18 protein-coding genes, 2 tRNA genes and 1 pseudogene are annotated in these 23,459 nt (G+C 44.7%); 14 read left to right on the top strand and 7 right to left on the bottom strand.

Annotated features, from left to right (window positions below; all coding sequences use genetic code 11):
• Nucleotides 1-154: 154 nt before the first annotated feature.
• Together rsmC and CWO27_RS06130 are read right to left on the bottom strand one after the other, a co-directional pair.
• Nucleotides 155-1,177 (bottom strand): 16S rRNA (guanine(1207)-N(2))-methyltransferase RsmC, encoded by a 1,023-nt coding sequence (rsmC, locus tag CWO27_RS06135; RefSeq protein WP_107898706.1) that lies wholly within the window; start codon nucleotides 1,175-1,177, stop codon nucleotides 155-157.
• A gap of 110 nt (nucleotides 1,178-1,287) precedes the next feature.
• Nucleotides 1,288-2,373, bottom strand: a complete 1,086-nt coding sequence (locus CWO27_RS06130; protein ID WP_102433057.1) for an AI-2E family transporter — start codon at nucleotides 2,371-2,373, stop codon at nucleotides 1,288-1,290.
• A gap of 76 nt (nucleotides 2,374-2,449) precedes the next feature.
• Between CWO27_RS06130 and CWO27_RS23730 the strand changes: the two genes are divergently transcribed.
• On the top strand, nucleotides 2,450-2,575 hold the full coding sequence (locus tag CWO27_RS23730; protein ID WP_048658168.1) for a hypothetical protein: 126 nt from the start codon (nucleotides 2,450-2,452) through the stop codon (nucleotides 2,573-2,575).
• Nucleotides 2,576-2,716: 141 nt separating this feature from the next.
• Here CWO27_RS23730 and hemL read toward each other — a convergent pair whose 3' ends face one another.
• Entirely contained in the window at nucleotides 2,717-4,012 is a 1,296-nt protein-coding gene (hemL, locus tag CWO27_RS06125) for a glutamate-1-semialdehyde 2,1-aminomutase (RefSeq protein WP_048605689.1), read from the bottom strand.
• A gap of 296 nt (nucleotides 4,013-4,308) precedes the next feature.
• Here hemL and erpA point away from each other — a divergent pair, with 296 nt between their 5' ends.
• From erpA to CWO27_RS06110, 3 genes and pseudogenes are all read left to right on the top strand, one after another.
• Nucleotides 4,309-4,650 (top strand): iron-sulfur cluster insertion protein ErpA, encoded by a 342-nt coding sequence (gene erpA / locus CWO27_RS06120; protein WP_004734539.1) that lies wholly within the window; start codon nucleotides 4,309-4,311, stop codon nucleotides 4,648-4,650.
• Nucleotides 4,651-5,025: 375 nt separating this feature from the next.
• Nucleotides 5,026-6,150: an efflux RND transporter periplasmic adaptor subunit gene (locus tag CWO27_RS06115; RefSeq protein ID WP_102433058.1), complete on the top strand. Its 1,125-nt coding sequence runs from the start codon at nucleotides 5,026-5,028 to the stop codon at nucleotides 6,148-6,150.
• Nucleotides 6,151-6,160: 10 nt separating this feature from the next.
• Nucleotides 6,161-9,249 (top strand): annotated as a pseudogene (locus CWO27_RS06110) (efflux RND transporter permease subunit).
• Between the two features lie 76 nt (nucleotides 9,250-9,325).
• On the opposite strand, the gene CWO27_RS06105 reads toward CWO27_RS06110, so the two are convergent.
• Complete coding sequence (locus tag CWO27_RS06105; protein WP_102431659.1) at nucleotides 9,326-10,615, bottom strand: peptidoglycan DD-metalloendopeptidase family protein; 1,290 nt, start codon at nucleotides 10,613-10,615, stop codon at nucleotides 9,326-9,328.
• Nucleotides 10,616-10,744: 129 nt separating this feature from the next.
• Here CWO27_RS06105 and tyrS point away from each other — a divergent pair, with 129 nt between their 5' ends.
• Complete coding sequence (gene tyrS / locus CWO27_RS06100) at nucleotides 10,745-11,932, top strand: tyrosine--tRNA ligase (RefSeq protein WP_102431660.1); 1,188 nt, start codon at nucleotides 10,745-10,747, stop codon at nucleotides 11,930-11,932.
• Between the two features lie 400 nt (nucleotides 11,933-12,332).
• A complete protein-coding gene (locus tag CWO27_RS06090) occupies nucleotides 12,333-13,178 on the top strand; it encodes a magnesium transporter (RefSeq protein WP_017068902.1) in 846 nt (281 codons plus the stop codon).
• A 104-nt stretch (nucleotides 13,179-13,282) separates the two neighbouring features.
• Here CWO27_RS06090 and dacB read toward each other — a convergent pair whose 3' ends face one another.
• Nucleotides 13,283-14,716 carry a serine-type D-Ala-D-Ala carboxypeptidase gene (dacB, locus tag CWO27_RS06085; protein WP_107898705.1) on the bottom strand — a complete coding sequence of 478 codons (1,434 nt, stop codon included), beginning with the start codon at nucleotides 14,714-14,716 and terminating at the stop codon, nucleotides 13,283-13,285.
• A gap of 110 nt (nucleotides 14,717-14,826) precedes the next feature.
• Nucleotides 14,827-15,864 (bottom strand): porin, encoded by a 1,038-nt coding sequence (locus CWO27_RS06080; protein ID WP_107898704.1) that lies wholly within the window; start codon nucleotides 15,862-15,864, stop codon nucleotides 14,827-14,829.
• 513 nt (nucleotides 15,865-16,377) lie between these two features.
• Between CWO27_RS06080 and greA the strand changes: the two genes are divergently transcribed.
• Nucleotides 16,378-16,851, top strand: coding sequence for a transcription elongation factor GreA (greA, locus tag CWO27_RS06075; RefSeq protein ID WP_102433387.1), 474 nt, complete (start codon nucleotides 16,378-16,380; stop codon nucleotides 16,849-16,851).
• Nucleotides 16,852-16,976: 125 nt separating this feature from the next.
• Here the strand turns inward: greA and yhbY are convergent, their stop codons facing one another.
• Nucleotides 16,977-17,273, bottom strand: a complete 297-nt coding sequence (yhbY, locus tag CWO27_RS06070; RefSeq protein WP_004738252.1) for a ribosome assembly RNA-binding protein YhbY — start codon at nucleotides 17,271-17,273, stop codon at nucleotides 16,977-16,979.
• 114 nt (nucleotides 17,274-17,387) lie between these two features.
• On the opposite strand from yhbY, the gene rlmE reads away from it, so the two are divergent.
• The 7 genes from rlmE to CWO27_RS06030 all read left to right on the top strand — a co-directional run bounded on the left by rlmE (nucleotide 17,388) and on the right by CWO27_RS06030 (nucleotide 23,229).
• On the top strand, nucleotides 17,388-18,017 hold the full coding sequence (gene rlmE / locus CWO27_RS06065; RefSeq protein ID WP_017059396.1) for a 23S rRNA (uridine(2552)-2'-O)-methyltransferase RlmE: 630 nt from the start codon (nucleotides 17,388-17,390) through the stop codon (nucleotides 18,015-18,017).
• Nucleotides 18,018-18,124: 107 nt separating this feature from the next.
• The gene (gene ftsH / locus CWO27_RS06060) at nucleotides 18,125-20,092 is read left to right on the top strand and encodes an ATP-dependent zinc metalloprotease FtsH (protein WP_048658160.1); all 1,968 of its coding nucleotides are present in this window, start codon (nucleotides 18,125-18,127) and stop codon (nucleotides 20,090-20,092) included.
• 88 nt (nucleotides 20,093-20,180) lie between these two features.
• Complete coding sequence (folP, locus tag CWO27_RS06055; protein ID WP_107898703.1) at nucleotides 20,181-21,011, top strand: dihydropteroate synthase; 831 nt, start codon at nucleotides 20,181-20,183, stop codon at nucleotides 21,009-21,011.
• 21 nt (nucleotides 21,012-21,032) lie between these two features.
• The gene (glmM, locus tag CWO27_RS06050; protein WP_017059393.1) at nucleotides 21,033-22,373 is read left to right on the top strand and encodes a phosphoglucosamine mutase; all 1,341 of its coding nucleotides are present in this window, start codon (nucleotides 21,033-21,035) and stop codon (nucleotides 22,371-22,373) included.
• Nucleotides 22,374-22,665: 292 nt separating this feature from the next.
• Nucleotides 22,666-22,998, top strand: coding sequence for a preprotein translocase subunit SecG (gene secG, locus CWO27_RS06040; RefSeq protein WP_017059392.1), 333 nt, complete (start codon nucleotides 22,666-22,668; stop codon nucleotides 22,996-22,998).
• Nucleotides 22,999-23,014: 16 nt separating this feature from the next.
• Nucleotides 23,015-23,099: transfer RNA gene (locus CWO27_RS06035), tRNA-Leu, on the top strand.
• A gap of 53 nt (nucleotides 23,100-23,152) precedes the next feature.
• Nucleotides 23,153-23,229, top strand: a tRNA-Met gene (locus CWO27_RS06030).
• Nucleotides 23,230-23,459 lie beyond the last annotated feature (230 nt).

Raw genomic sequence — 23,459 nt, 5'->3', positions numbered from 1 at the left:
GAATTAATGGTTTCCAATTTAACGAAATTAACGAGTTTTTTTACTTTGACAAGTAAGTGGTATTTAAAGCGTGTGCAAAAGCTCACTTTTATAGAGTTTTGATAAAAATATGAACAGACAGCGCAGATAATGACACTGCGCTGTGCTAGAGAGGCTACTTACTTGCGTGGTAGATCGCGAATTTGGTGGTCTTATTTAGAGTCGCGCATTTTCCAAACGCTTGCTCAATAATTGGGATGTATTTTAAGAAACTGTTTGCGACAATAATCATCTCACCAGAGCGCTTCAAATGCGTAGGGGCCTGAGCTAGTAGGGTCTCAGTCGCGCTATAGCTAGTGTCTAAACCTGAATGGAATGGTGGGTTACTGATGATGAATTGGTAGTCTTGTGCTGTATCAGAATAGACATCTGACGCGAAGACTTTACCAGTTAAACCATTCGCTTCCAGTGTGGCTTGGCTTGATGCTACGGCAAATGCACTGATGTCGCACATTTCTAGCTCAATATCTGGGTTACGAGATGCCATTACCGCGCCTAAGACGCCTGCACCACAACCAAAATCCAGTACATTGCCTTTTAGTTTTGGCAGAGTATCCAACAGAAGTTGGCTACCGACATCGAACTCACCGTGACTGAAGACGCCTGGAAGGCTTTTTACCGTGAGAGGTTGCTCATCAATGTTAACCGTGTAGGTCTTAAACCAGTCTTGTAAGTTGAACGCTTGTGGTTGCTCGAAGCATTGACCCCAGTAGAAAGAGCAGCGACGTGCTGAATCGTATTTAACGACTTTGCCGTAAGGAGCAAACATCTTCTCGATGCTTTTCACGCCTGAGCGGTTCTCACCAACCACGACGATTTCGGTATCTTTGCCTAGCTTGGCAAATAACATCGCCAACAGAAATTCCGCTTCCGCTTTGGCTTTCGGCCAGTAGAGCATCACTAAGTCAGCTTTGGTCTCTTCGGTAAACTCAGCACCGTAAAAACGTTGGATGCTGCTATAACCTTCAAGCTGACGGTAGTAGCTGTAATTAGAGGTGAACACAGAGACAGATTCACAATGCTTGGCTAATTCAACAGGGAATAAGTCTTCAGCCTCACCGGCAACTAAAACATGTTTGCCTTCAAAGTAGGCAAGTTGGCGCTCAGCAATCTGGCTTGGGGCAATATAAGCTGACATAGGACACTCTATTGAATCGTTAGCAAAAAATGAGGGCGGATTTTCGCATAATCCGCCCAAAGCTTGAAGTGTTTAATACTCGTTCGGCAAGTAAGTGATTGAAGAGCGGTTTAACTCTTGTCTTGCTGGTTTAAAAAGTCCTTAAACTCTTCATCGTAGATGTTGAATAGGACGATAGTAATCGCAAAAATCAGTGGGCCGTAGATAAGACCAATTAGGCCAAACAGTTGAATACCACCCAGTAGTGAGAAGAAAATCATTAGGGTGTTCATGCCTGCGCTGCCTTGCATTAGAAGCGGACGCAGAAGGTTGTCAATTGATCCAACAATTGCCACGCAGTAAACCGTTAGGAAAATTGCCCACGTAGTATCACCAGTTAGGAACAAGTAGGTCGCCGCTGGGATCCAGATTAGTGCTGTTCCCACTACAGGGATGAATGAGGCAAAGCCCATCATAGTGCCCCAGAATAGGCCTGGGAAACCTGCAATCCACATACCTAAACCGCCGGCAAAACCTTGCGCGATTGCTGTTAAGAATGAGCCCATTACTGCTGATTTCGATACTTGTTCTATCTCTGTTAGAAGCTTGTCTTCTTGGCTACGAGATAGCGGAAGAATATGACGAACCACACTGATGATTTTGTCGTGATCTCTTAATAAGAAGAACAGAACAAACAACATCAAGAAGAAGTCCATTAAGAAATTGGTCGCGTCACCTAAGATTTTCGCACTGATACCAACCAGTTTAGAGCCGAAGCTTGTCGCGAACTCACCCACCTTCTGTGCGATGGCTTGTGGTTCAATATTGTCGAAAGGCAGGTAGTTGTTCACGAATGACAGCGCTTTGACCACCAAGGGGTGTGCGAACAGAGTTTGAATGCCGCCGTGTGTTACCCATTGGTAAGTGTTCTGAGAGAGCAGGGAACCTTGCTGAACAATTGCTGCGAATACTGCCAATAAAGGGATAACAATAATGAAAGTCAGGATGATACAAGACAGCAAAGAGACGATGTTTTCTTTATTGGGTATCTTTTTTTCAAGCCACTCATGGATTGGGAACATCAATAGTGAAATGATAAAGGCCATCACAATTGAGTTAACGTACGGCTCAATAAGCAAGTAACAAGCATAAGCCGCCGCAAGTAGGGCGATGATGATCACCCAGTGGCTGGAATTGATTTTAATTTTTTCTGACACGGTAATGGTCTCTATATTTGCGTTCTGAGTTTATAATGGCTGCAAAACAGAGAGTTAGCAATGAGGAGTTTTGATTATGGGATGCTGTGATAAAGATAAGAAATGCCAAGACGAACAACAGCAAACAAAAAAAGAGATCCCTTGGTTCAGAATGTTCCTTGGTACGCTGATGTTGTTGGTTTTTCTTTTCTGGGAACGTTAGACGTTTTTCGTCAAGTTTTCGAACAAATTGACGCGTAATCTAAGCGGAAATATTCGAGTTTAATTAAGTCGATGCATTAAAAAGGGCTGCGTTAATGCAGCCCTAAATTCAATCGGTTAGCGACTTATAAAGTGCTTTCGATTATTTGCTTTCAGCAGCAATGATCGCAAGAGAGCGGTCAGCGGCTTCTAGTGTCGCATCTAGCTCTTTTGAACCATGAGCAAGAGAAGTAAAGCTTGCTTCGAATGCTGAAGGTGCAAGGTAAACACCGTGATCCAGCATTAGGTGGAAGAAGCGCTTGAAGCGTTCTACATCACACTTAGTTACATCTTCGTAGCACGTCACCGTTTCTTGGTCTGTGAAGAAGAAACCAAACATACCGCCAACTTGGTGTACTAGCATCGGGATACCGTGCTTGTCAGCAAGTTGCTTGAAGCCATTTGCCAGTTGCTTAGTTTTTGAAGCTAGACGTTTTTCGTTGCCTTCTTCTCGTAGAAGGTTCAAACACGCGTAGCCAGCAGCCATTGCAACAGGGTTACCTGAAAGCGTGCCTGCTTGGTAAACCGGGCCTGTTGGTGCGATGTATTGCATCACTTCCTTACGACCACCAAAAGCACCCACAGGCATACCGCCGCCGATAACTTTACCAAGACACGTTAGATCTGGCTTGATGTTGTAGTAAGCCTGCGCACAGCCTTCAGCAACGCGGAAACCTGTCATTACTTCATCAAAGATTAGCAATGCACCTTCTTGGTCACAGATTTCACGTAGACCTTCGTGGAAGCCCTCTACTGGTGGGATACAGTTCATGTTGCCCGCAACTGGCTCAACGATGATGCACGAGATCTCGCCTTTGTTTGCTGCGAACAGCTCACGTACTGAATCTAGGTTGTTGAAGGTTGCAGTCAGTGTGTGCTTAGCAAAATCAGCTGGAACGCCTGGTGAGCTTGGCTGACCTAAAGTCAGTGCACCAGAACCGGCTTTTACAAGTAGGCTGTCTGCGTGGCCGTGGTAGCAGCCTTCAAACTTAAGAATTTTGTCACGACCAGTGAAGCCACGAGCAAGACGAATCGCACTCATTGTTGCTTCTGTACCTGAGCTCACCATACGTAGCTGTTCCATTGATGGAACCATCTCAGATACAAGCTCAGCCATTTTGATTTCAGTTTCGGTTGGAGCACCGAAGCTAAGGCCGCGTTGAGCTGCTTCAATAACCGCATCACGGATAACAACGTGGTTGTGACCAAGGATCATTGGACCCCAAGAGCCAACGTAATCGATATATGCTTTACCATCAGCATCAAAAATAAGTGGGCCATCAGCGCGTTCAACGAAGATTGGAGAACCACCTACGCCATTGAATGCACGAACTGGAGAGTTTACGCCACCAGGAATAGTTTGCTGTGCTTTTTCGTACAGCTCTGCTGATTTGGTCATTGATATATCCTCTTTTGACTGTCGGACCAATTGGCACGCATTGTACCTATCCCTAATCCAACTAGGAATGCTTTCGCCCAGATAATCACCCGAATCTGGTTGTTTTGTGTTGTTACACGTTTTAATTGCCAGATATTGACGAGTTTACAACAGTAAAAGGAAGGATCCGGTGGTGAATACTTGAACGTTTCAGTCAGGTATTAGATAATCACCCGAATATAAGAAAATACTCAACAACTATGGTCTCGAATTAGATTTGTATCATGTTGTTTTTGACACAGGTAAGAGAGGTTGTCGTGAGCGAAGTAAATATCCCATTGTCTTTTTCTGATGCAGCAGCTACCCGCGTACAAACGCTAATCGCTGAAGAAGAAAACCCAGAACTAAAACTACGTGTATACATTACAGGTGGTGGTTGTAGTGGTTTCCAATACGGCTTCACATTTGATGAAAAAGTAAATGATGGCGACACTACGATTGTAAATAGCGGTGTAACGCTGGTTGTTGACCCAATGAGCCTACAATACCTTATGGGCGGCATGGTTGATTACACAGAAGGCCTAGAAGGCGCACGCTTCTTTGTGAACAACCCGAACGCTACAACAACATGTGGTTGTGGCGCATCATTCAGCGTATAGCTTGAAAGATAGCTAGAGTTAAAAGACAGCTTTAGCTGAAAGCTACACCATAAGGTTGTAAACGCCGAACTTATGTTCGGCGTTTTTGTTTTTATATCCCCAAATTTCTCTTCATAACAAAGCTCGGTTCTGAACAAGGCACTTGTTTTTCACGCAGCTTCAAAATTGATAAGACATATTAAGTCATTGCTTTTAAAACCATTCCAACCCTCTATTTTGACATTTTTAGTACACGGCATATTTTTAAAACTGTCGATAGCGTCCAACTTCGTTTGATTTTGGTCTGTTAAGGTTACCTATGTGTATCAGGAAGTTGCACATGACAGTGTTAAGCCATTTAGCGCGCCTTAATCACATCGGACAAAAGGATTTGTTATGCCCACTCTATCTTCTAACTCACCACTTTTTCAGAAACTGAAACAGCCGTGGCTGGTGTCTCTGATTTTAGTGATGTTGTTGTCTATCTGGCTTGGTTTAGGGGTGGGGCAGGCAGAAGAGTCGCCAGAGAAAAAAGCGACAGAAATCCCGTTAGCCAAAGTTTCCTTTCAAACCTTCACCTCATCACCCACCTTTAAAACCATTGATTTATACGGTCGAACGGCACCCGATAGGCATGCTCGATTAGGCGCGGAAGTCGCGGGAAAGATTGTTCGATTGAACGTTGTGAAAGGCGATGCGGTTAAAGCAGGGCAGGCTATTGCTCAGATTGATAAAGGTGACTTGGAAATACAGTTAGAGCGTGCAACGGCTCTGTATCGTTTAAAGCAGAAAGAGTTCAAAGCAGCGCAATCACTGAAGAAAAGAGGTCTGCAAGGTGAGATCGCCTACACCACAGCAGAGGCTTCGTTAACGGAAGCAAAAGCCATGATGCGCAATGCGGAATTGGCTTTAAAGAATACCGTTATTAGCTCGCCTTTTTCGGGTGTGGTTCAAGATTTGATGGTCGAGTTGGGTGACTTTGTTGGGGTTGGCGATCCGGTTGCGGGCGTGATTGACCTTGATCCTTTGGTTATTGAGGCCGATGTCAGTGAACGTCATATCCAGCATTTGTTAGTTAACCAGTCTGCCTTGGTTCGCTTGCTAGGAAGAGAAGAGGTGGAAGGGCGCTTGCGTTATGTGTCTCGAATTTCTTCGGCCTCAACTAATACTTTTCCAATCGAAATTGAAATCGATAACTCTGAAGGCCTACTGCCTGCAGGTGTCAGCGCTGAAGTGAAGCTCAACCTCGAAACAAGGGATGCTATCAAAGTCACACCTGCGATGTTGGCTTTGGATGAGGCGGGTAACCTTGGGGTCAAAACGTTGGTTTCAGTCGATGACTCACCAGTTGTGAAATTTGTCGGTATTCAACTAGTGAAGGCAGAGCAAGATGGTGTGTGGCTCACAGGTTTAGGTCAACGGGTCGATATCATCACCGTCGGACAAGGGTTTGTGCGTGATGGTGATTCGGTGATTGCGGTTGAGCAAGGTGCTGAACTCTCAAACGTAACAACTGAGTAGGAGATAACTGATGTATTCAATTATTGATGCAGCCTTGTCTCGTGCTCGAACAATGCTCTCTCTTTTGGCGCTCATCTTGGTTGCAGGTGTCATTACCTATATCACGATACCTAAGGAGTCGAGCCCAGACATTACCATCCCGATTATCTACGTCTCTGTTGGGCACCAAGGGATCTCGCCAACTGATGCTGAGCGTCTGTTAGTTCGACCTATCGAGCAAGAATTAAGGTCGATTGAGGGCGTAAAAGAGATGACAGCAACCGCAGCAGAGGGTCATGCCTCTGTGGTGTTGGAGTTTAATGTTGGAGTCGATCTTACCAAAGCGATGGCGGATGTTCGTGATGCCGTTGATCTTGCCAAACCAAAGCTACCAGAAGACAGTGATGAGCCGACCGTCAATGAAGTCACACTCGCTTCGGAGCAGCCAGTACTTTCTGTTGTGCTGTTCGGCACCGTTCCTGAACGTACTATCGTACAAATTGCCCGAGAAGTAGGAGATAAACTCGAAAGCTATCGCCAAATATTAGAGGTCAATATTGCAGGTGATAGGGAAGATATCGTTGAAATCATCGTTGACCCTCTTTTGATGGAGAGCTACAGCCTAGATCAAGCGGATATCTACAACCTGATCGCTTTGAATAACCGAGTGGTTGCCGCGGGTTTTGTCGATACTGGTTATGGTCGTTTTTCTGTCAAAGTCCCTTCGGTATTTAACTCCTTAAAAGCGTGCTTGAGCTACCTATCAAAGTGGATGGCAAACAGGTGGTCACTTTTGGTGATGTCGCCACGGTTCGTCGAGCGTTTCGAGATCCAGAGAGTTTTGCTCGTTTAGATGGTAAATCTGCGGTGGTGTTGGACATCAAAAAGCACGCAGGTGAGAACATCATCGAAACGGTTGAGTTAGTCAAAGCTGTAATGGCCGGGGCTCAGCAGCAAGCAGAATGGCCAAATAACCTGTTGGTCAAATACACCTGGGATGAATCGAAAGATGTGAAGATCATGCTTAATGATCTGCAAAACAATATTCTATCCGCCATCATCCTGGTGGTGATCGTCATCATCGCGATTCTTGGCGTGCGTACTGCTTTGTTAGTCGGCATTTCAATTCCGGGTTCATTCTTGACCGGACTATTGGTTCTTTCTGTATTTGGCTTAACCGTTAACATCGTAGTGCTGTTTTCGTTGATTATGGCGGTCGGGATGTTGGTTGACGGTGCGATTGTAGTAACTGAATTTGCCGATAGGCGGATGCAAGAAGGGGAAGGGCGTAAAGCAGCCTATCGAGATGCGGCTAAGCGAATGGCATGGCCAATAACCGCATCAACGGCTACAACCTTGGCGGCGTTTGCTCCACTCCTGTTTTGGCCTGATGTAACAGGCGAATTCATGAAGTTCCTTCCATTAACTCTGATCGCTACGTTAACTGCCTCATTGATTATGGCGCTGTTGTTTGTGCCCGTGTTAGGTGGTTTGATTGGCAAACCGCAATACGTCTCGTCTCAGAGCCAAGCTCGAATGGTGGCTTTGCATAATGGGGATTTCTCACAGGCGACAGGCTTAACCAAGGCGTATTACCACACACTTTCTATTGCGATTAAGCACCCCTTTAAGATTCTTTGTAGTGCGATACTGCTCGCGGTTGCGGTTGGTTTCACGTATTCAAAAGCGGGGCTCGGTGCTGAATTCTTCCCTGAAGTTGATCCGCCATTCTTTAATGTCAAAGTTCGCTCTCATGGCGATCTTTCTATTCAAGAAAAAGATGACATCATGCGCGATATTGAACAGATGATGCTGAATCATGATGAGTTCGATACCGTTTATACGCGAACCGGTGGTGACGACCAGATTGGTTTGATTTCGATAACGCCCGTCGATTGGCAATACCGCCGCAGTGTTAAAGCGATCATTGATGAATTAAAGGTGCAAACCGATCAATACGCTGGTGTCGAGATTGAATACAAGTTCCCTGATGCAGGACCTCCGGTTGAAAATGACTTGGTCATCGAGCTTTCTGCTAAAACACCTGAGCAACTTAATCAGGCCGCAAAAATTGTGAGAAACTGGGCTGATGGCAATCAAGCACTGACCAATATCAGCGACACTGCGAGTAAAGATGGCATCGATTGGAAGGTGGATATCCGCCGCGATGATGCCGCCCGTTTTGCAGCTGACGCGACCTTGGTCGGCAATACCGTTCAGTTCGTCACTAATGGATTAAAGATTGGTGATTACTTGCCTGATGATTCATCAGAAGAGGTCGATATCTTGGTGCGTTACCCGAATGATAAAAGGGATATCGGACGCTTTGACCAGCTGAGAGTGAAAACGCCAGCTGGCTTGGTGCCGATCACCAACTTTGCTCAGATTGTTCCCGACCATAAGCAAGATACGATTAAACGTCTCGATGGTAAGCGTGTGGTGAACATCATGGCGGATATGGAAGAAGGCTATAACCTTGCGCTGGAACTACCAAAGATCGAACAAGCATTAAGTGAGCTAGGGCTGCCGAGTAGCGTGGAATTTCGTATCCGTGGCCAAAACGAAGAACAAGAGAACTCGTCAGCCTTTTTACAAAGCGCGTTCTTGGTGGCACTAGCGGTGATGGCTTTAATTCTGATTACTCAGTTCAATAGTTTCTATCAGGCGTTCTTGATTCTAAGTGCAGTGTTGTTCTCAACGGTTGGTGTGTTCGTTGGTTTACTTATCTTCCAGCGCCCGTTTGGCATCGTGATGTCCGGTATTGGGGTGATTGCGCTGGCAGGTATAGTGGTGAATAACAACATCGTGCTGATCGATACTTATAACCAATTGATTAAAAGAGGCTTGGATAAGCGAGATGCGATTCTGAGAACCGGTGTTCAGCGTTTAAGGCCAGTAATGCTCACGACGGTCACCACCATTTTAGGTTTGATGCCGATGGTGCTAGAAATGAATATCGACTTGATTAATCAAAAGATAGAATTTGGTGCGCCGAGCACGCAATGGTGGTCGCAACTCGCTACGGCAATTGCGGGAGGCTTAGCATTCGCCACGGTATTGACCTTGGTACTGACTCCTTGTTTATTAATGTTAGGGCGAGATAAGAAGCCGGAAAAATAGTAGATACAGTGGTTCGATGAACATAAAAAGAGCGCCTTGGTGGGCGCTCTTTTCGTTGGTTTATATGGCTATCAACCTAATTGGTTGCGAGTAACTGACCGTATCGCTCAAGGTTATTTAGTCGAATCTCTGAGTTCGCAATAAATGTTGCTTTTGCTTTACCCGTTAACGATTTTGATTGAGGCAACTTCACGGTACGCGCATTTTTATGCACGCCATTGACTAAGAATTCATAGTGTAAATGCGGGCCAGTTACACGACCTGTTCCACCCAAAGTACCAATGGTTTGGCCTTGTTTTACGCGCTGACCAGTTTTCACCATACGTCGCTTCATGTGCAGGTACTTGGTAATGTAGGTGTTGCTGTGGCGGATAAACACGTAGTTACCATTGAATTGGTTGTAACCCGACTTTTGAACAATACCGTCACCTGCCGCCCAAATCGGAGTGCCAACAGGGGCAGCATAGTCAGTGCCGCGGTGAGCTCGAACCTTACCTGTTACTGGGTGTCTTCTGGTAGGATTAAAGTTCGATGTTACGCGACGAAAATCAATTGGTGAGCGCAAGAACGCTTTCTTCATCGCACGACCATTTTCGTCGTAGTAGTTACCAGTTTTATCGTCCAATACCGCGGTAAATGAATCACCTTGGTTTTTGAACACTGCCGCCATGATCTTGCCACGACCAATCACTTCGCCTTCAACCACTTTCTCTTGGTATAAGATTTTAAAGCTGTCGTTCTTACGAATATCCAATGCAAAGTCGATATCCCAACCAAAGATACCTGCCAGTTCCATAATTTGGTTTGCGGTTAAACCTGCGCTTACACCAGCGTTCCAGAAATTAGAGGTGATATTAGCTTCGGCATAGTTGTATTGGTATGCCACTTCTTTTTTGTCGAAGCTAGAGGAGAAAGAATCGCCAGACTTAGTGATCTTGAAGCTTTCAAACGCACTAAGTTGTCGCTTTAACTGAATAAGGTCGTTGTTTTCATCGAAGCCAAATTGCAAGACATCGCCAGGCCTTAGATTAGACAACTGCTTCTTAATATCATTATTGGTATTGAGTAGCGTGATCAGCAGGCGGTATGAAAGGCCAATACGCTCGAATAAAACAGAGGTACTTTCGCCTGAACGAACGGTGTATTTTTCCCAATTGAGTACTGCCGTTGGTGGTGCGTCACTTGAGCTAACAAGCGCAGATGCATCAATAGTCAGTGGATAATGTTTTCCCACAACTAAAGCGCCCGAATCGTCACGCAAACTGTTGACGTCGGGGAGTAAGAAAATCGCGACGAAAATTATGGCACTAAAAAATGCGATAAAAGCCCGGTGCAAAATAGGAAGGCGTGCAAAAATAGACAACATGTTCCGGTTCGTTCTGTAAATATTATGAAAATCGACGACGGAATAGTGTAACTGGTTTCAAAATACATCGCTATTCAAGTAAGATGTCTAATTAATGTATTTTTGCCAAATCTGTGGGAGTGAACAAGAATGGCGAGTATTGAAGCTGCACTAGCCGAGATCAAACGTGGCGTAGAAGAACTGATTCCAGAAGACGAACTGATTGCAAAACTAAAAGAAGGTCGTCCTTTACGCATTAAGCTGGGTGCCGATCCAACAGCTCCAGATATCCACCTAGGCCATACGGTTATCTTTAACAAGCTTCGTGCTTTCCAAGAGCTTGGTCATGAAGTGACATTCCTTATTGGTGATTTCACTGCAATGGTTGGTGACCCATCAGGTAAGAACTCAACGCGTCCACCGCTAAGCCGTGAAGACGTATTGAAGAATGCTGAAACTTACAAAGAACAAGTATTCAAGATTCTAGATCCTGCGAAAACGCAAATTCGTTTCAACTCTGAATGGCTATCTGAGCTTGGCGCTGAAGGCATGATTCGTCTTGCTTCTAACCAAACTGTTGCTCGTATGCTTGAGCGTGATGACTTCAAAAAGCGTTATGCTGGTGGTCAACCGATCGCAATCCACGAATTCATGTACCCACTTCTACAAGGTCACGACTCTGTTGCACTAGAGAGCGACGTTGAGCTTGGCGGTACTGACCAGAAGTTTAACCTTCTAATGGGTCGTGAACTGCAAAAAGCGTCAGGTCAAAAACCACAAGCGGTACTGATGATGCCACTACTTGTTGGTCTAGACGGCGTTAAGAAGATGTCTAAGTCTGCGCACAACTACATAGGTATCAGCGAAGCACCAAGCGAGATGTTTGGTAAAATCATGTCTATCTCTGACGATCTGATGTGGAGCTACTACGAGCTGCTGTCTTTCCGTCCTCTTGAAGAAGTTGCGGAACTGAAAGCTGGCGTTGATGCAGGTAAGAACCCGCGTGACGTTAAAGTACTTCTTGCTAAAGAGATCATCGCGCGTTTCCATAGCGAAGCAGATGCTGATGCAGCAGAGCAAGAGTTCGTTAACCGTTTTGCTAAGAACCAAGTTCCTGATGAAATGCCAGAATTCGAATTCGAAGCTGGCCTGCCAATTGCGAACGTTCTAAAAGAAGCAGGTCTTGTAAACTCGACTTCTGATGCGATGCGTATGATCAAGCAAGGCGCGGCTAAGCTTGAAGGCGAGAAGATTGAAGACAGCAAATTCGTACCTGAAGCAGGTACTGCCGTTTACCAAGTAGGTAAGCGTAAGTTTGCTCGTATTACTATTAAGTAATAATGCACATCAATGATTGAGCCAAAGGCATCCACGGATGCCTTTTTTATTGACCGAAAGTTGACGAAACTTTGAAACGCCTATTGCTACACTATGCGCGCTGTCAAATTGACAGTAATTCTGGAGATTTTTATGAACAATACCGACCATCCTCCTAGTTTGAATGGAGAAGAATAACCTGTCTCGGTATTGATCTATTGTCCTGCCGTTCAGGTAGGGTATCTTTGTTTTTCCCCCTCATTCTTTTCCACACACTAGATTCTAACAAGTAGACACACCAGTAGCTTTCAGCTCTTGGTGCGCATAAATCTATAAATCTATAAATCTATAAATCTATAAATCTATAAATCTATGCTATTTGTTTTGATGGTCGTTACCTTTGCCAATCGGGAGATTCGCCATGACGGTAATGAACAACACTTTTTTATCTATTGAAGCTCTGTACTCAGAGCAAGACATCCAAGCTGTGTCGAATGCATTTCAACAGTACGGACGTGAACAACAAATTAACCTTTTGAACCGAATGCCGCTCGAAGATGCGGTGTTAGTGCTGGGGCAATGCTCTCTTAGTACGATTCAGACTTTACTTAGTGAGCTAGAAGAGCAGGGCTTTGAGAAGCGCTCTCGACATCTAGCTCACCAACTAGGGCTGATTTACTCAGAGGTAGAACCTCAGCAGGGCTATCTTTCTACTGGCGTCATGAGCCACGTTAGACAGCGTATCGGTTGGATTATTGCGTTAGCACTATTGGGCATCGTCTCAGGGCTTATCATCGCTCAATATGAAGACATTCTCAGTCAGTTGGTACTTTTGGCTATCTACATGCCGGTAATTGCTGCAGCTGGTGGTAATACCGGGACACAAGCTGCGACTTTGGTTATCAGAGCCTTAGCCACAGGTGAGTTAAAAAAACGCCAATGGGCTAACGTTCTGTGGAAAGAGTTTAGAGTCGCTATTTGTTTGGCTTTAGCTATTGCTGTGGTGATGATTGGACGTATTCTGCTATTTAGCGAAAACCAATCGACAGGTGGCTATGACATCAACATGATTGCGTTAGCGATTGCGGTAGCGCTGTTCATTCAGGTGACCATATCAACTGTGCTCGGCGGCGGGTTACCGATAGTTGCTAGGCTATTTAAGCTTGATCCAGCGGTGTTAGTGAGTCCAGTGCTTGCATCTATAGTAGATATCTCAGGAATGTGGATCTACTTCACTGTAGTGAACTCATTCCTAGGAATTGCTTAAAAGCTGATAAAAATAGCTAAATACATCTGAGAAATAAAAATGGCGCTGAAGATTGAAGGTCTTCAGCGCCATTTTTTAGGTAGAGGTTTACAAAGAGCCAAACATTACTTCGATTTGCTTTGTGTTTGACTGAACTCAACTACATCTTTGTAGAAAGCACGCTCAAACTGGGTGATTGGAGCCTCTACCGGTCTGTCTGGATCTTGCTCTTCAGGGAAGTAATCACGAATAAACTGCACAAACAGAGAGTTTGGCCTCCCGGACTCATCTAAACCATATCCCGCCATATTGTAACTGCCGTATAGAGAACCACTCTTGGCGATAATGTTGCCTTGAATCGGTGCTTTTCTCATGCTCTGACGGTATTTGAGCGTTCCATCAGTGCCAGATGTAGGCATAGCCTCAATCAGGTTGAGCTGTTGATCGTTTTCCCAGATATAACGAAGCACCTGAGCCATGGTCTGTGACCTCATTCGGTTATTTCTGGATAGTCCTGAACCATCGACGAGCTGCGCTTTACTGAGGTCGATGTTCGCCTTAGTCAGTAGTATCTGCTTTATGGCTTCAGTGCCGTTGTTGAAACTGCCTGGTTGGACATAAAAGGTTGCCCCTAAGGTTTTGGTTAAGTTGTCTGCGATCAGGTTATCCGATTTCTTGAGCATGGTATCGAGCAGCTCGGGAAGCTTTGCAGAGCTGTGGCTTGCTACCAATGTAGCTTTGTTTGTACCTTCTTTAGCTCCAATGATCACATCACCCTTTACTTGTATTTTTAGCTCTTTAAGTAGTGAGTTAACCACTTGAGAGGTGTAAAGCTCTGGATTTTGAATAGCGAACTTGAGTGGCAGTGGCTTTTTACGCTCAACCAAGCAACCAGAGAGCTTGTAAGCGTTATCTGGTGTGGTGGTGAGCTCTAAGTCGCATTGTGTTGCCTTCTGCCCAGAGCGAGTTACTGTCGCTGCGGTGGTCGTCACGTCTATCGGATAGTGAGCGGGAATATAAACGCGTGTCGCACCATTATCTTTTGTATAAATAGAGGCTTGTGCGCAGTTGCTGTCTAAGGTCATTGCACTAGAAGGCGCGCTGTAACAAACCCCTAGAATGTCCCAAGGCCAACCCACCGCTCGCTGATAGCCGGTATAAGCCGAGTTATCGAGGTATAAGTTGCCTTTGATGGCTCTGGACTGAGACTTAGCGTATTGAGCTAACAGGCTTTTAAGCTGCTCACGTTGTAGTGTTGGATCGCCACTAAATGAAATGATCGAATCATTGCCAGAACGAACAATGCTGGTGGTGTAATGAAAGTTGTCGCCCAGCTCTAATTTAGCCGCTAAAGCCGTCACCAGTTTTAACGTGCTGGCTGGTGGATAAAAGTCATCGCTATCGGTATTAAGTTCGCCCGAATTATCACTCAACGATTTGAGTATCAAACTCGTACTACTACCATCGGGCAGTGTTTTTAGAGGGGCGTATGCGAAAGCGTTAACTGAGAAAGCGCTAATGGAAAAACTACATACAAGTAGTGTGGATAGAAGGCGCATAGAAGATTTCTTGGATGGCTGATGTTTTCAGTATACAGATATAAAAAACGCCCGCTAGAGAGCGGGCGTTTTGATTCTCAATTAACTAATTAGTCATTAGATAATCAGAATTAGAAGTCGTAACGTAGACCTAGAGCTAGCTCGTCTTCAGCATCTGCTTTAGATGCAGGGCCGTTAACAAGACCAACAGAACCTAGCTTGTCACCTTCAGAGATTAGGTTGAAGTTGTACGAGATGTACGTACGGAAGTTAGGCTTGAAGTAGTAAGTCGCATCGATTGCAACGTTGTCAGCTGAAGTTTCACCGTCAGTTTCTGCGTTGTTGTACGTTAGAGTAAATGCCGCTTTTTCTAGCGTGTACGCAGTTGCGAATTCGTAACCAGTGTAATCGCCATTTTTGTCTGCTAATTCACCGTCAGTGAATGTACCAGCAAAGTATAGAGCTTCAGTGCGGAAAGATGCCGCTAGCATGTACTCGTTTTGCTCGTCTTGATCAGCGTAACCTGCACCTAGCTTAAAGCCAGAATCACCGATTGCGTAGATACCAGATAGAGAGTAGCCGTCTGCGTTGTTGTCAACGAATTCGCCAGCAGCATTTTCTGAGCGGTCAGCAAAACGGTAGCTTGCTTTAACGCCTAGGTCTTGGAATTGACCTTTGTATGAAACCATGTTGTCTGAACGATCTGCTACAGCAATTTTCATTGCTGCAGAGTTACCGTGGTAAGACATGATATCGGTAAAGTCTGTGATAACACCTAGTGCACCGTCGTTTTTACCGTAAGTTACTTCACCGAATGTACCGCCGATACCAGCGTATGTGTAACGGTTAGTGATGTCGCCGTCGTTGTTATCAGTAGAGCCGCCGTTTTCAGCAGTTGTGAATTCGCCTTCGTAGAAACCAACACCGTATAGGCCGTCTTGGATTTCAACTTTACCTAGGAAGTTAAGACGTACACGTGTTTTGTCTTCAGCTTTGCCATCTTTTAGAGATAGACGAGCTTCAGCACGACCACCGATCTCTAGAGAAGTGCCGTTTGAGCTGTATACAGAAGTACCGTCAATACTACCAGCTTGTTTACCGTCCGCTGCTACTGCGTTAGTAGCAAGAGCTGCAGCAGATACAGCAAGCGCGATCATAGTCTTGTTCATGTTATTATTTCCTAATTACTGTCCATAGAAGTTTTATCAAGGATTTGAACCCTTTTGTGTATTGCCTGTATTAATCAGGCTTCATAACCATGATTAGAACAGAAGTCTGAAAAATGCCAGTGCAATCCATGGGTTACTTTTTACCTCTAAAGTTCCATGGTCAGTTAGTAAAATGATATAAAACTAAAAAATGAACACTGTTTTATTATGTCTCTTGTTGTTTAAGTCATTGTTTTGTAATTGCTTTTATAAAAGTGTGATCTGTGTTTATTTTGTTTGTTTTTTGTTTTTTTAGGTATTTATTCCTGAGCTTATTGATGGGGAGGTTATTATTCATTTTTGTGATATCTGTAATTTAGACCTAGATAAAGCTTTTATAACGCAAAGTGGAATAAAGGTGATTTAGCCATAAAGTTTGTTTACACTAAGCCAAATCGTTTTGTTTCTATCACTCAATAACTATGTTGGGTGTATTTATGTTGGCCAAAGAAAGCTTTGGCATAGAGGTAAAAAATGGAAAAGGTTCCAATGACAGTACGTGGCGCTCAGCAGCTACGTGACGAATTAGATCGCCTACTTAAGCTACGCCCTGTTATCTCAGCAGCTATTGGTGAAGCACGTGAACTAGGTGATCTGAAAGAGAATGCTGAATACCACGCCGCTCGTGAAGAGCAGGGTATTTGTGAAGCTCAGATCCGTGATATTGAATATAAGTTATCACTGGCTCAGATCATCGATGTAACGCAAATGGATAATACGGGCAAGATTATCTTTGGTACGACAGTGACGCTAATCGATGTGGATACAGACGAAGAGTACCGCTACCAAATCGTTTCAGAAGACGAAGCAGACATCAAAACGGGTCGTATTTCTGTGAAATCGCCAATTGCTCGCGGCCTTATCGGTAAAATGGAAGGCGACGAAGTCATGATCTCTACTCCTGGTGGTGACAAAGACTTCGAAATCGACAAAGTAGAATATATCTAATTGAATTTTCTTTGTTTCTAATAAGTAAAAAGGTCGCTAAATGCGACCTTTTTCGTTTCTCACGCTACACTAAAAGATAAGCGCTGTTGCTTTCTATTAGTGAAGTTAGCTTATATTAAGCTCGCTTATTTACGTGGAATCTCGATTTTACGTGCTTCTGACTGACGGAACAGTACTAGAACTTTACCGATAGTCTGTACTTTCTCAGCTTTAGTTTCACGTACAATTGCATCGATAATCAGTTGCTTAGTCTCACGGTCTTCTGATGCAACTTTAATCTTGATCAGTTCGTGGTGGTCTAGAGCTAATTCGATTTCCGCTAGAACAGCTTCAGTAAGTCCATTTGCGCCCATTAGCACAACAGGTTTTAAACTGTGAGCTAGGCCCTTTAGATGCTGCTTTTGTTTGGTACTTAGGTTCATTACGCGGCCAATTTTCTTTACTATTAGGGTTGAAAAAACCTATTTTAACGCCATCTAAAGCTGAAGACTATAATTTATTCAGCAATTAGTACTTTCCTCCAATTTAGGTATCCAATGAGCAAACAGAAACACTCGGCCAGTTCAGGCCGTTGGTTGAAGGAACACTTCGACGACAAGTACGCAAATGAAGCAAGAAAGAAAGGCTATCGTTCACGTGCTTATTTCAAAATGGAAGAGATTCAAACGAAAGATAAATTGCTGTCTCCTGGGATGACCATTGTGGATTTGGGTGCAGCACCTGGCGGTTGGTCTCAATATGCTGCTAAGATTGTTGGAGACAACGGACAAATCATTGCGTGTGACTTGTTACCAATGGACCCGATTGCTGGCGTTAGCTTTTTACAAGGCGATTTCCGCGAAGAAGCTGTGCTAGATGCCTTGTTGGAGCGTATACAACCAAACATGGTTGATGTCGTGATGTCAGATATGGCACCTAATATAGCAGGCAACAATTCTGTGGATCAGCCAAGAGCTATGTATTTAGTTGAATTAGCTTTGGATATGTGTCGACAAGTTCTAGCTACCAATGGTAGTTTTGTTGTAAAAGTATTCCAAGGCGAAGGGTTTGACCAATACGTTAAGGACGTCCGCGAGATGTTTAAAACAGTAAAAGTTAGAAAACCCGACTCTTCTCGAGCTCGATCTCGTGAAGTGTTTATCGTAGCCACTGGTTACAAAGGTTAACGATTCTCTTCCAATAGTGAGAGTTAACAACATGGCTACAGGTTACAAACTGTAGTACCCTACCTTTAATTACAATTAGTTATCGAGAGGCTTACACCTTGAGTGACATGGCAAAAAATTTAATTCTGTGGCTTGTTATCGCGGTAGTGTTGATGTCGGTATTCCAGAGCTTTGGCCCTGGGGAAAGTAACGGCAGAGCAGTAGATTACACCACGTTTGTACAGGAAGTTGGCCAAGGCCAGATTCAAGACGCACAGTTCAATAACAGCGAAATCACTTTCACACGTCGTGGTGGTGGCTCTAAGTATGTAACTTACATGCCTGTTTATGATCAAAAGCTACTTGATGACTTAATTAATCAAAACGTAAAAGTTCAGGGTACACCACCTGAAGAACAGAGCCTGCTTGGCACTATCTTCATCTCATGGTTCCCTATGATCTTACTGATTGGTGTATGGATTTTCTTCATGCGTCAAATGCAAGGCGGCGGCGGCGGTAAAGGCGCGATGTCTTTCGGTAAGAGTAAAGCTCGAATGATGAGCGAAGAACAAATCAAAACGATGTTTGCTGATGTTGCTGGTTGTGACGAAGCAAAAGAAGACGTGAAAGAGCTTGTGGATTACCTTCGTGACCCAAGCCGCTTCCAAAAGCTAGGTGGTAAGATCCCGACAGGTATCTTGTTGGTTGGTCCTCCTGGTACGGGTAAAACATTGCTTGCAAAAGCGATTGCCGGTGAAGCGAAAGTACCGTTCTTTACTATCTCTGGTTCTGACTTCGTTGAAATGTTTGTTGGTGTTGGTGCATCTCGTGTGCGTGACATGTTCGAACAAGCGAAGAAAGCGGCACCTTGTATCATCTTTATCGATGAAATCGATGCTGTAGGTCGTCAACGTGGCGCTGGTGTTGGTGGTGGTCACGATGAACGTGAACAAACACTGAACCAAATGCTGGTTGAGATGGATGGTTTCGAAGGTAACGAAGGTATTATCGTTATCGCTGCGACTAACCGTCCAGACGTACTAGACCCTGCGTTACTTCGTCCTGGTCGTTTTGACCGTCAAGTTGTGGTTGGTCTACCAGATGTACGTGGTCGTGAACAGATTCTTAAAGTACACATGCGTAAAGTGCCACTATCGGGTGATGTTGAACCATCTCTGATTGCTCGTGGTACTCCAGGTTTCTCTGGTGCAGATCTTGCGAACCTTGTGAACGAAGCGGCGCTGTTTGCTGCTCGTGGTAACAAGCGTAATGTATCTATGGTTGAGTTCGAACTAGCTAAAGACAAAATCATGATGGGTGCAGAGCGCCGTTCAATGGTGATGTCTGAAGAAGTGAAAGAGTCAACGGCTTACCACGAAGCGGGTCACGCAATTGTTGGTCGCTTGGTGCCTGAACACGATCCAGTGTACAAGGTTTCAATCATTCCACGTGGTCGTGCGCTTGGTGTAACTATGTACCTACCTGAGCAAGACCGCGTAAGCATGTCTCGCCAACATCTAGAATCAATGATCTCTAGTTTGTACGGTGGTCGTCTTGCTGAAGAACTTATCTACGGTAAAGACAAAGTTTCGACTGGTGCGTCTAACGATATCGAACGTGCAACTGATATTGCTCGTAAGATGGTAACGCAGTGGGGCTTCTCAGAAAAGCTGGGTCCTCTTCTATATGCTGAAGAAGAAGGCGAAGTTTTCCTAGGTCGCGGTATGAGCCAAGCGAAACATGTTTCTGACGATACGACTAAGCTGATCGATGAAGAAATTCGTATTCTAATCGACCGCAACTATGCTCGTGCGAAGCAAATTCTTGAAGAGAACATGGATATCATGCACTCGATGAAAGACGCGCTAATGAAGTTTGAAACGATTGATGCAGGTCAGATTGATGACTTGATGGAACGTAAAGACGACATTCGTGAGCCAGCTGGTTGGGGTGATCAGGCGAAAGCAGAACCTGCAAAGGAAGAAGCTAAACCTGAAGCGAAATCAGAAGAAGCAGCAGCCGAACCAAAAGCTGAAGAGTCGCAAGTTGAAGAAGTTAAGTCTGAATCAGATGATGCTCAAAACAAAGATTCTTAATCACTAGGCTTTAAATTAAAACCCTGAGTACGCTCAGGGTTTTTCTGTTTATAGCCCAAGATGTTTTTACCTTTAAGACCCACCTTCCATGATATTAAAAGCACATAATAAAACGCTCGTTTTAGACCGCCCACATGTGATGGGTATCCTCAATGTTACGCCTGACTCTTTCTCTGATGGCGGGAAATTCAATTCATTAGATAATGCTTTACTGCAAGCAGAGCGAATGATTCAAGCAGGTGTTAGCATTATTGACATTGGTGGTGAGTCAACTCGCCCGGGAGCACCTGACGTATCTTTAGAAGAAGAGCTCGCTCGCGTTATACCTGCCATTAAAGCAATTCGCGCCAAGTTCGATGTGTGGATCTCTATTGATACCAGTAAAGCTGAAGTGATGCGCCAAGCCGTTGAAGCAGGGGCTGATTTGATCAATGATGTGCGCGCATTGCAAGAGCCCGGAGCTCTAGAGGCAGCCGCCGATGCTAATGTGCCAGTTTGCCTGATGCACATGAAAGGTCAGCCAAGAACCATGCAAGCCAACCCAAATTACGATGATGTCCTAACGGATGTTGAAGCGTTCTTAAAAGAAAGGGTTGAAGCGTGTGAGGCTGTTGGCATACCAAAAGATCAGCTGATTTTGGATCCTGGTTTTGGTTTTGGTAAAACCATTGAGCATAATTACCACCTATTAGCGCACCTTGAAAAATTTCACAGGCTTGGGTTGCCAGTCTTAGCGGGGATGTCGAGAAAGTCGATGCTCTTTAAGCTACTAGACAAAGCTCCAGCAGATTGCATGGTTGCTAGCGTCACTTGCGCTACCATCGCTGCAATCAAAGGTGCACAAATTATTCGCGTTCACGATGTTGAAGATACATTGGAAGCGATGAAGATAATCGAAGTGATGAATAACAATCACTAATCATAATTAAGGAAAATCAATATGTCTGATAAGAGACGTTACTTCGGCACAGATGGTGTACGTGGCAAAGTTGGCCAATACCCGATTACACCTGATTTTGTTCTGAAGCTTGGCTGGGCTGCGGGTCGTGTTCTTGCGAAACAGGGCACTAAGAAAGTCATCATTGGTAAAGACACCCGTATCTCTGGCTACATGCTGGAGTCTGCTCTAGAAGCTGGTCTCGCTGCTGCGGGTCTTCAGGCTACTTTTACTGGCCCAATGCCAACACCAGCCGTGGCTTACCTAACACAAACGTTCCGCGCTGAAGCTGGTATTGTTATCTCAGCATCACACAACCCTTACTACGATAACGGTATTAAGTTCTTCTCTTCTGAGGGAACAAAGCTACCGGACGATATCGAGTTGGCGATTGAAGCTGAACTGGACAAAGACATTGAATGCGTTGATTCTTCGGAGCTAGGCAAAGCAGTACGTTTGAACGATGCCGCTGGCCGTTACATCGAGTTCTGTAAAAGTACGTTCCCACATAAAATGACATTAGCTGGCATGAAGATCGTTATCGATTGTGCCCATGGTGCCACTTACCACATTGCGCCTGCTGTATTTAAAGAGCTGGGTGCTGAGGTTGTGGCTATTGGTGTTGAGCCAAATGGTACTAACATCAACCACGAAGTAGGCGCGACGGATGTACGTGCTCTGCAAGCTAAAGTGCTTGAAGAAAAAGCGGCATTAGGTCTGGGCTTTGATGGTGACGGCGACCGTATCATCATGGTTGACGAGCTAGGCAACAAAGTTGATGGTGACCAAATCGCTTACATCATTGCACGCGATGCACTGCGTCGTGGTGAGTTGAAAGGTGGTGTTGTTGGTACACTAATGACCAACTTGGGTATGGAAAATGGCCTTAAGCAGTTAGGTATTCCGTTTGTTCGTGCTGCAGTTGGTGACCGTTACGTAATGGAGCAACTTCTTGCTAAAGGCTGGAAGATTGGAGCAGAGAACTCGGGTCACGTTATCCTATTAGATAAAGTAACGACGGGTGATGCTATCGTTGCTGCGCTGCAAGTATTGGCTTCAGTTGTTGATAGCGAAATGACTCTGAATGAGCTGTCTCAGGGCATGACGTTGTACCCGCAAGTTCTAGAAAACGTTCGTTTCAGTGGAGACTCAAACCCACTAGAAGCAGAAGCAGTAAAAGCAGCTGTTGTTGAAGTTGAAGCTGAACTTGGCGAGAAAGGTCGTGTGCTATTACGTAAGTCTGGTACAGAGCCACTATTGCGTGTGATGGTTGAAGGCGAAGATGCTGAGCTTGTTCAAGCATCCGCGCTTAAGATTGCCGATGCAGTAAAAGCAAACTGCTAATTTAACCTTTTACTAAACAGGCGCAATGAATAGCGCCTGTGATTAGAAGTGATTGACTTATATAACGGTCAAGATATAACGGTCAAAAGAGACGTAAATGAGTTTTGTGTCGCTTTTGACCTTTTTTTGACCATTCACTTGGTAAAGGCTTATTTTTTAGCAAATTCTCCTTGTCAGCCATCGTCGCATTCGCTAGTATTGCTCGGCCTTCAGTTAGGAGGTCGCTAGCCTTGTTCTTAAAAATAGTTTTTTGAACGGCGCTGGCTCAACAATTAGGAACATAGGTGGAAAAATGTTTACAGTTCTACTTGTGATTTACCTGTTGGCAGCGCTTGGTGTAATTGGCCTAGTGTTGATTCAACAAGGTAAAGGCGCAGATATGGGAGCCTCTTTCGGTGCTGGCGCTTCAAACACTGTGTTTGGTGCTGGTGGCTCAGGAAATTTCCTTACCCGAATGACTGCAATTTTTGCAACTACATTTTTTATCCTTAGCTTAGTGCTTGGTAATATGTCTACACATAAAACTGAGTCACAATGGATTGACCCGACTCAAGGTCAGGTAATTCAACAAGCTGATGACGCAGTGAGTGAAGTTCCGGCGCAAGGCGACGAAATTCCACAATAATCTGTAAAGATTTGATGCCGAGATGGTGAAATTGGTAGACACGCTAGCATGAGGTGCTAGTGCCTTAGGGTGTGAGGGTTCGAGTCCCTCTCTCGGCACCATGTTTACAAACTTGTAAAACATCTTGTTGGGCGTATAATGCTCGCAAGTCGGACGCGGGATGGAGCAGTTTGGTAGCTCGTCGGGCTCATAACCCGAAGGTCGTCGGTTCAAATCCGGCTCCCGCAACCAATTTCAATGCTATTATATAGCTTGTATTGGTAGCAAGTTTGCACAGTGTGAACCTCACTGTGAGTTAAGTGTAATATCGAATGTGATGGCACTTAACATATAAGGGTCCAGCAACAAAAACCCCGGCTTATACGGGGTTTTTTGTTATCTAAGCATTTATAAATGCGCTTAGATAATGTTTGCTTGGAATTTAAATTGGGCTTTGAGCCCTTTTTTTGTTTCTGGAGTGG

Source organism: Vibrio sp. 10N.286.51.C3, assembly GCF_003050065.1.
Taxonomy (GTDB): domain Bacteria; phylum Pseudomonadota; class Gammaproteobacteria; order Enterobacterales; family Vibrionaceae; genus Vibrio; species Vibrio crassostreae.
This window is presented reverse-complemented; position numbering and strand designations above follow the sequence as displayed.

Excerpts from the sequence above, each read along its gene's own strand:
- CWO27_RS06105 (WP_102431659.1), bottom strand. The coding sequence starts at position 10,615 with ATGTTGTCTATTTTTGCACGCCTTCCTATTTTGCACCGGGCTTTTATC.
- CWO27_RS06090 (WP_017068902.1), top strand. The coding sequence starts at position 12,333 with ATGACGGTAATGAACAACACTTTTTTATCTATTGAAGCTCTGTACTCA.
- secG (WP_017059392.1), top strand. The coding sequence starts at position 22,666 with ATGTTTACAGTTCTACTTGTGATTTACCTGTTGGCAGCGCTTGGTGTA.
- CWO27_RS06115 (WP_102433058.1), top strand. The coding sequence starts at position 5,026 with ATGCCCACTCTATCTTCTAACTCACCACTTTTTCAGAAACTGAAACAG.
- tyrS (WP_102431660.1), top strand. The coding sequence starts at position 10,745 with ATGGCGAGTATTGAAGCTGCACTAGCCGAGATCAAACGTGGCGTAGAA.
- folP (WP_107898703.1), top strand. The coding sequence starts at position 20,181 with ATGATATTAAAAGCACATAATAAAACGCTCGTTTTAGACCGCCCACAT.
- ftsH (WP_048658160.1), top strand. The coding sequence starts at position 18,125 with ATGGCAAAAAATTTAATTCTGTGGCTTGTTATCGCGGTAGTGTTGATG.
- rlmE (WP_017059396.1), top strand. The coding sequence starts at position 17,388 with ATGAGCAAACAGAAACACTCGGCCAGTTCAGGCCGTTGGTTGAAGGAA.
- hemL (WP_048605689.1), bottom strand. The coding sequence starts at position 4,012 with ATGACCAAATCAGCAGAGCTGTACGAAAAAGCACAGCAAACTATTCCT.
- rsmC (WP_107898706.1), bottom strand. The coding sequence starts at position 1,177 with ATGTCAGCTTATATTGCCCCAAGCCAGATTGCTGAGCGCCAACTTGCC.
- dacB (WP_107898705.1), bottom strand. The coding sequence starts at position 14,716 with ATGCGCCTTCTATCCACACTACTTGTATGTAGTTTTTCCATTAGCGCT.
- greA (WP_102433387.1), top strand. The coding sequence starts at position 16,378 with ATGGAAAAGGTTCCAATGACAGTACGTGGCGCTCAGCAGCTACGTGAC.
- CWO27_RS23730 (WP_048658168.1), top strand. The coding sequence starts at position 2,450 with ATGGGATGCTGTGATAAAGATAAGAAATGCCAAGACGAACAACAGCAA.
- CWO27_RS06080 (WP_107898704.1), bottom strand. The coding sequence starts at position 15,864 with ATGAACAAGACTATGATCGCGCTTGCTGTATCTGCTGCAGCTCTTGCT.
- yhbY (WP_004738252.1), bottom strand. The coding sequence starts at position 17,273 with ATGAACCTAAGTACCAAACAAAAGCAGCATCTAAAGGGCCTAGCTCAC.
- glmM (WP_017059393.1), top strand. The coding sequence starts at position 21,033 with ATGTCTGATAAGAGACGTTACTTCGGCACAGATGGTGTACGTGGCAAA.